This is a genomic window from Piscinibacter sp. (genome assembly GCF_050175855.1).
GTDB lineage: Bacteria > Pseudomonadota > Gammaproteobacteria > Burkholderiales > Burkholderiaceae_C > Piscinibacter.
Window position 1 is genome coordinate 20805 of sequence record NZ_JBFXIO010000016.1, and the last position, 6222, is coordinate 27026.

Below are 6222 nucleotides of genomic sequence, written 5' to 3' on the forward strand. Positions count from 1 at the left end.
GCTGCTCACCGGCTACTTCGCACTGGCGATCTGCTTGCCCAGCTCGTCCAGCTTCTTGTCGATGTCCTGGAGCTTGCGGGCCTTCTCGTCGGCCGACATCGAGGCGTCGCCCTCGACCTTGGCGCGCGACTTCACCAGTTCGATCTGGCGGATCGTGGAGAGCTGCGCGTCGCTCGAGGGCCGGAACTGGCTGTAGCCCAGCTTGTTCAACTTGGCGAGCTCCTCGGGCTTCTTGCCGTAGTTCAGCATGAAGTCGCGCACCTTGGCCTTGGTGGCTTCGTCGAGGTCCTTGCGCCAGACGATCGGGTCGCTCGGGATCAGCGGCGAGCGCCAGATCTCGCGGACTTCCTTCAGCTTCTCCGGGTGCGTCTTCTCGAAGCGCGACCAGTTCTCGGTGTTGTTGGTCGCCACGTCCACCTGCTTGCTGACGACGGCCAGCAGGTTCGTCTCGTGGTTCGCCCGCACCATGCGCTTGAAGTCCTTCGTCGGCTCGACCTGGTGCTTCGCGAAGGCGTAATAGCCCGGGATCACCGTGCCGCTGGTGGAGTTCGGATCGCCGAAGCCCAGCGTCAGGCCGGCGCGCTGACGCAGCACGTCGTCCAGGCTCTTGAGCGGGCTGTCGCGGTGCACCACCAGGATCGAGTAGTAGCCCTCGGTGCCGTCGGTGTCGACCACCTTGGCGAACACCTCGCCGTTGGAGCGGTCCACTGCCTCGATGGCCGACTTGTTGCCGAACCAGGCCACCTGGACCTTGTTGAAGCGCATCGCCTCGATGACGCCGGCGTAGTCGGTGGCGAAGAAGGCGTTGACCTTCACGCCGGTGGCCTTGCTCATGTCTTCCAGCACGGGCTGCCACGCCGCCTTCAGGCCGGAGGACGACTCGGTGGAGATGAACCCGAAGTTGATCTCCTGGGTCTGCGCGACGGCGGTGCCGGCGAGGGTGATGGCGGCTGCAGCGGCGGCCAGCGGTTTCCACAGTTTCATGGGTGTGCTCCGGTGATGGGAAGGGGGAAGGCCGGCCCTCAGGCCGCGTGGAGAACAGGCAATTGCCAGGGCTGCGCCTGAGCAATGCCGTCGGCAGGCTGCGGCGGGCCCAGCAGTTCGTCGCTTTGCGTTCCGTACAGTGCGCGCAGCCGCGGCGCATCGAGCTCCCGCGTCGGGCCGTCGTAGACGATCTCTCCCGCGCGAAGCGCGACGGTGCGCGGGCAGAAGGCGAAGGCATGCTCGACCTGGTGCAGCGATACCAGCACGGTCACGCCGAGTTCGCGGTTCAGTTCGGCCAGCAGCGACATCACGCGCCGGCTGGATTCGGGATCGAGCGAGGCGATGGGCTCGTCCGCCAGCACCACCCTGGCCTGCTGTACCAGCGCGCGCGAGATCGCCGCGCGCTGCTGCTGGCCACCGGACAACGTGGAGGCACGCTGCCAGGCGCAGCGCTCGATGCCGACGCGCTGCAGTGCCTGGTAAGCCCGATTCAGCTCGTTCTCGGGGAAGCGACGCAGCAGGGCGCGCCACATCGGCAAGCGGTGCAGGGCACCGGCCAGAACGTTGACCATCACCGGCAGCCGGTCGACCAGGTTGAACTGCTGGAAGATGGCGGCCACCTCGGCCCGCTGCGCCCTCACGTCGCGCGCGAGCAGGCCGCCACTCTGCACGGTTCGGCCGAGCACGCGCACCATGCTGCCCGGGCCGGCGTCGGCGCGATGCAATCCGTTCAGATGCCGCAGCAGCGTCGACTTGCCGGACCCCGACGCACCGAGCAAGGCCACCATCTCGCCCTGCGCCACGCGCAGCGACACGCCGCGCAGTGCCTGCGTGCCATTGAAGCTCTTGCACAGAGACTCGACTTCGATTGCAAGGTGATCCATGGCTTGCTCCGGGGTGAACGGGGCGGATCATCTAGACGGGTCGTGACGGTGGCGTGACGGATTCAAGTCAATCGCTGGACGACCGCCAGGGGCAGCCCGGCGCCGGGGTCACCCGGCTGACATCGACACCGTCCAGAATCAGCCAGCGCGCCAGCCCAGCCAGCAGGAGAGACCCCTTGAACAGGATCGTCGTGAGCCAGCCCATCCACGCCGAGGTCCTCGAGACGCTGCGGGCCGCAGGCGAGGTGGTCATGAATCCCGGCCCCGAGCCCTGGGCCGCCGAGGTGCTGGCCCGCCACCTGCGTGATGCGGACGGCTGGATGGCCTTCATGACCGACCGCATCGACGCGCAGGTGCTGGCCGCAGCGCCGCGCCTGCGCACCGTGGCATGCGCCCTCAAGGGCTACGACAACTTCGACCTGGCGGCCTGTGCACGCGCGGGCGTGCTCGTGAGCTTCGTGCCGGACCTGCTTACCGAGCCGACAGCGGAGCTGGCGGTCGGGCTGGCCATTGCGGCGGCCCGGCATGTCCTGGCGGGCGACCAGGCCGTGCGCGCAGGGTTCGCGGGATGGCGTCCGGCGTTCTACGGCACCGGCCTGCACGGCTCGACTGTGGCGGTGGTCGGGCTCGGCGCCGTCGGGCGCGCCATCGTCGACAGGCTCAGGGGCTTCGGCTGCGCCGAGATCCTCGGTGTCGACCCGCGCGCCGATCACCCGGGCGTCCGCGCCACGGGGCTGCGCGCTGCGCTCGCGCAGGCGCACTACGCCATCCTGGCGGTGCCGCTGATGGCCGAGACACGGCACCTGATCGACGACGGCGTGCTCGGCGCCGCGAGGCCGGGGCTGGTGCTGGTGAACGTCGGCCGCGGCTCCGTCGTCGACGAGCACGCGGTCGTGCGGGCCCTCGACAGCGACCAGCTCGGTGCCTACGCGGCCGACGTGTTCGAGATGGAAGACTGGAACCTTCCCGATCGACCACGGGCGATCCCGGCGGCGCTGCTGAACCACCCTCGAACCGTCTTCACGCCGCACCTCGGCTCGGCCGTGCGCCGAGTGCGGCAGGAGATCGAGATGCGGGCAGCCGACAACCTAGTGGCGGCGCTTTCTGGCAGGCCGGTCCCGGACCTGGCGACGCCTCTGCAACCTTGAGACGGGCCCTTTCCGGCCGGCATCGCGAGCAGGATCGATCGCCCTGCCCGGCCTGCCGGAATGAGAAACGGGTCAGCCCACTGAGTGAACTGACCCGTCGAGATGAATGGCGCGGCTGGCAGGATTCGAACCCACGACCCCTTGGTTCGTAGCCAAGTACTCTATCCAACTGAGCTACAGCCGCGCGAGCCGCGCAGTATAGCAGGCTTTGGGAGCGGCTCCGCTCAGGCCAGGATGGCCGCGGATTCGTAGGCTCGGGCGGCGCGCTCGGCGTCGCCTTCCTCGCCAGCGATGCGCGCCAGCGTGAGCCAGGCCTTGCGCCGCGCGGCCGCTTGCAGCGTGGCGTCGGCCGCTGCGTCCTCGAGCAGGCGGCGCGCCTTGCCCCAGAGCTGGCGGTCGGCCAGGGCGATGCCCACGGCGTAGCCCATCGCCGGCTCGCGGCCGTAGGCCTGCGCCGCCGCCTCCAGCTTGGGCAGCCACTCGACACCCAGGCCCTGCACCGACTCGGCCAGCGCCAGCGCCAGCACGGCGCGCTCGTCGGCGCCCAGCTCGGCGAGCCGATCCCAGAACGGCCGCAGCCAGCCGCGCGCCTCGTCGGTGGCGCCGAACCCTGCGGCGAGACTGGCCGCACGCGCGGCGACGAAGGCATCGCGCCGGTCGAGCCCGTCGAGCTGCGCCCAGACTCGGCGCAGTTGTTCGGCGTCGCGCGCGGTCTCGAGCGACTCGAAGGCCAGCGAGCGCAGCAGGCCCTGCGCGGCCTCCTTCGAGAAGCCCTGGTGCTTGGCCAGCAGCCGCGCCGTCTTCAGTGCCTCCTGCGGCTGGCGGCCCAGCCGCGTGGCCTGCAGGCGCAGGCGCAGCGCATGGGTGCGCCGCGCCACGCCGGTGGGCAGCGCGCCGAGCAGTTCGAGCGCTCGGTCGGCATCGCGGTCGTCGAGCGCCCATTCGGCCGCCAGCAGCCGCGCGCCCTCCTCGGCGGCGCGCGCCGACGGGCTGCGCCGCGCCAGCTCGAGGGCACGCTCGATGGAACGATCGCGGCCGGCGCGGTCCTGCAGGCGGTGGGCGCTGCCGGCGGCCAGCAGGTGACCGAGCACGGTGAACTCGTTGTCCTGCGCCAGCTCGGGGGTGTCGGCCTGGATGGTCAGCGCGCGCTGCGCCGCCTTCTGCGCGCGGCTGTAGCGGCCTCCGAAATACTGCGCCAGCGCCTCGCGCAGCGAGGCCTGGGCGGTGCGGTCGCGCCGCGACACGCGCCATTCGCGGGCCCGGCGCGGCAGGCCGATCAGCGCGTTGATCGCGTTGAAGACCGTCACCAGCACGAAGCACAGCGCCGCCAGCAGGATCAGGAAGAAGTTGAGCGACAGGTCGAGCCGCTGCCCGGCCCAGTAGATGCTCACCAGGCCGTCGTTGCCGCCGAGCGTGGTGGCCGCGACGACGGCGACCACGAACAGCAGCACGAACCAGATGACCGCGCGCATCGCCGGTTCGGTCTCGATCAGCGGCCCGCCGCGGCGGTGGCCAGCGCCGCGAGGGTGTCGTCGGGACGCGGCAGCGTGGTCTGGCGCGCCTGCATGGCCACCTGGCGCAGCAGCTCGCTGGCGGACGTCGCACGCCGCGAGCTGCGGTCGAAGTAGCGGTCGAGCGACTGCTGCGCCGTCTGCAGGTCGGCCTGCGCCGTGGGGAACTGGCGGCTGAGCAGCGCCAGCCGCGCGTTGAGCAGCTTGAGCTTGAGGTTCTCGCGCAGGAAGTAGGCCTGCTCGGGCGCGAGCAGCGCAGCATCCGGGTGGTCGATGCGGGTCACGCGCACCAGCGATCGCACCTCGGCCCAGACCGAGGCGGTCCAGCGTGTCCAGGCCTCGCTCCAGGCGGCGGGCCAGAGGCCCTGCGCAGCGGGCGCCGAGGCGGCCGGCGCGGCTGACGAGACCTTGGCGGCCGCCGCACCACGCGCCGATTCGCGTGGCAGGTCACGCTTCGGATCGGCCACCGACAGCAGCGGCAGGTCGTCGACCATGCGCATGACTTCGTCGATCTTGATGGTCAGCGAGGCGATGTCCAGCGCCCCCACCGACTTCACGCGGTCGAGGTCGCGCGCGATCGCGCGGCGCACGCCTTCCAGGCGCGGCTGGCTGAAGCGGGCGAGGCGCTCGTCGCTCTGGCGCAGTGCCAGCACCAGAGGTTCGGTGCTGCCGGTGATCGCGCCTTGCTGCATCGCCATGCGCAGCGCCGCCTCGATGTCGACGAGCAGGTTCTCGTCACGCGAGCGCGACAGCGACTGGATCAGGTCCTCGAGCTGGGTGCGCTGCAGGGCCACCTCGGCCACGCGGGCCTCGAGCAGCGCCACCTTGGCAGCGGCCGCGCCCATGCCCTCGCTGGCCTGCTTGGCGAGCATCTGCGCCTCGACGGCCTGCTGGGCGCTCTCCTGCTGGCGGCGCACCAGTTCCTGCTCGAGCGAGCTCACGCGCTGTTCGGCCTTCCAGGCCAGGGCCACGGCCGTGACGCTGATCACCAGCAGCACCGCCCCCATGGCCGCCCAGGCGCGGCCCGGGCCGGCCGGCGCGTTCGCCGGCGCGGGCGCGGGCACGGCCGCCGGCGCCGGTGCGGGCGCGGCGTCGCCGGATTCGGGGCTGGGGTCGTTCTCGCTCACGGAAGGTCAGGCGCCGGAGCGCTGTCGGGTCTCGATCGATTGTAGGCAGGCCACCACCGCCTCCATCGAAGGACGGCATTCGTGCACCGCGCCGAAGCCGGCCTCGCGGGCGCGCCCGGCGATGCGCGGATGGGTGGCCAAGGCGGCGGCCCCGCGCCAGTCGGCGCCCGGGGCCAGGGCTTCCAGGTGGCCGATGGATTCGGAGCTGCTGAACATCCACACGTGCCCGGCGGGCGCCTGCAGCGCCGCGCGCAGGCACGTCCGCTGCGCATCGTCGAGCGTCGGGGCACAGCGCTCGTAGGCCGTCACGAAGCTCACCTCGGCGCCGTGCGCGCGCAGCGTGTCGGCCAGCCAGTCGCGGCCGCTCTCGCCGCGCACGATCAGCACCGTGGCACCGTGCCAGTCGCGAGTGCGCAGCTGCTGCCAGAGCGACTCGGAGTCGAACTGCGCCGCATCGGCCGCCGGCACGGCGATGCACGACGCCGGCACGCCGAGGCCGCGCAGCACGCGGCTGGTGCCGGGGCCGGGCGATCCCGCCATGGTGCTGTCGGGCCAGGCCTGGCCCGAC

6 protein-coding genes and 1 tRNA gene are annotated in these 6222 nt (G+C 71.6%); 1 reads left to right on the plus strand and 6 read right to left on the minus strand.

Annotated features, from left to right (window positions below):
* Window positions 1–12: 12 nt before the first annotated feature.
* Entirely contained in the window at window positions 13–984 is a 972-nt protein-coding gene (phnD, locus tag AB7U92_RS02780) for a phosphonate ABC transporter substrate-binding protein (RefSeq protein WP_428574506.1), read from the minus strand.
* A gap of 38 nt (window positions 985–1022) precedes the next feature.
* Complete coding sequence (gene phnC / locus AB7U92_RS02785; protein WP_428574508.1) at window positions 1023–1868, minus strand: phosphonate ABC transporter ATP-binding protein; 846 nt, start codon at window positions 1866–1868, stop codon at window positions 1023–1025.
* 176 nt (window positions 1869–2044) lie between these two features.
* On the opposite strand from phnC, the gene AB7U92_RS02790 reads away from it, so the two are divergent.
* Window positions 2045–3016 carry an NAD(P)-dependent oxidoreductase gene (locus AB7U92_RS02790; RefSeq protein ID WP_428574510.1) on the plus strand — a complete coding sequence of 324 codons (972 nt, stop codon included), beginning with the start codon at window positions 2045–2047 and terminating at the stop codon, window positions 3014–3016.
* Between the two features lie 107 nt (window positions 3017–3123).
* Here AB7U92_RS02790 and AB7U92_RS02795 read toward each other — a convergent pair.
* The 4 genes from AB7U92_RS02795 to AB7U92_RS02810 all read right to left on the minus strand — a co-directional run.
* Window positions 3124–3200 (minus strand) — tRNA-Arg (locus AB7U92_RS02795).
* 40 nt (window positions 3201–3240) lie between these two features.
* Complete coding sequence (locus AB7U92_RS02800) at window positions 3241–4488, minus strand: heme biosynthesis HemY N-terminal domain-containing protein (protein ID WP_428574512.1); 1248 nt, start codon at window positions 4486–4488, stop codon at window positions 3241–3243.
* 17 nt (window positions 4489–4505) lie between these two features.
* A complete protein-coding gene (locus AB7U92_RS02805; RefSeq protein WP_428574514.1) occupies window positions 4506–5654 on the minus strand; it encodes a uroporphyrinogen-III C-methyltransferase in 1149 nt (382 codons plus the stop codon).
* A 6-nt stretch (window positions 5655–5660) separates the two neighbouring features.
* Window positions 5661–6222: uroporphyrinogen-III synthase (locus AB7U92_RS02810; RefSeq protein ID WP_428574516.1), on the minus strand; the 562-nt coding region annotated here is incomplete at its 5' end.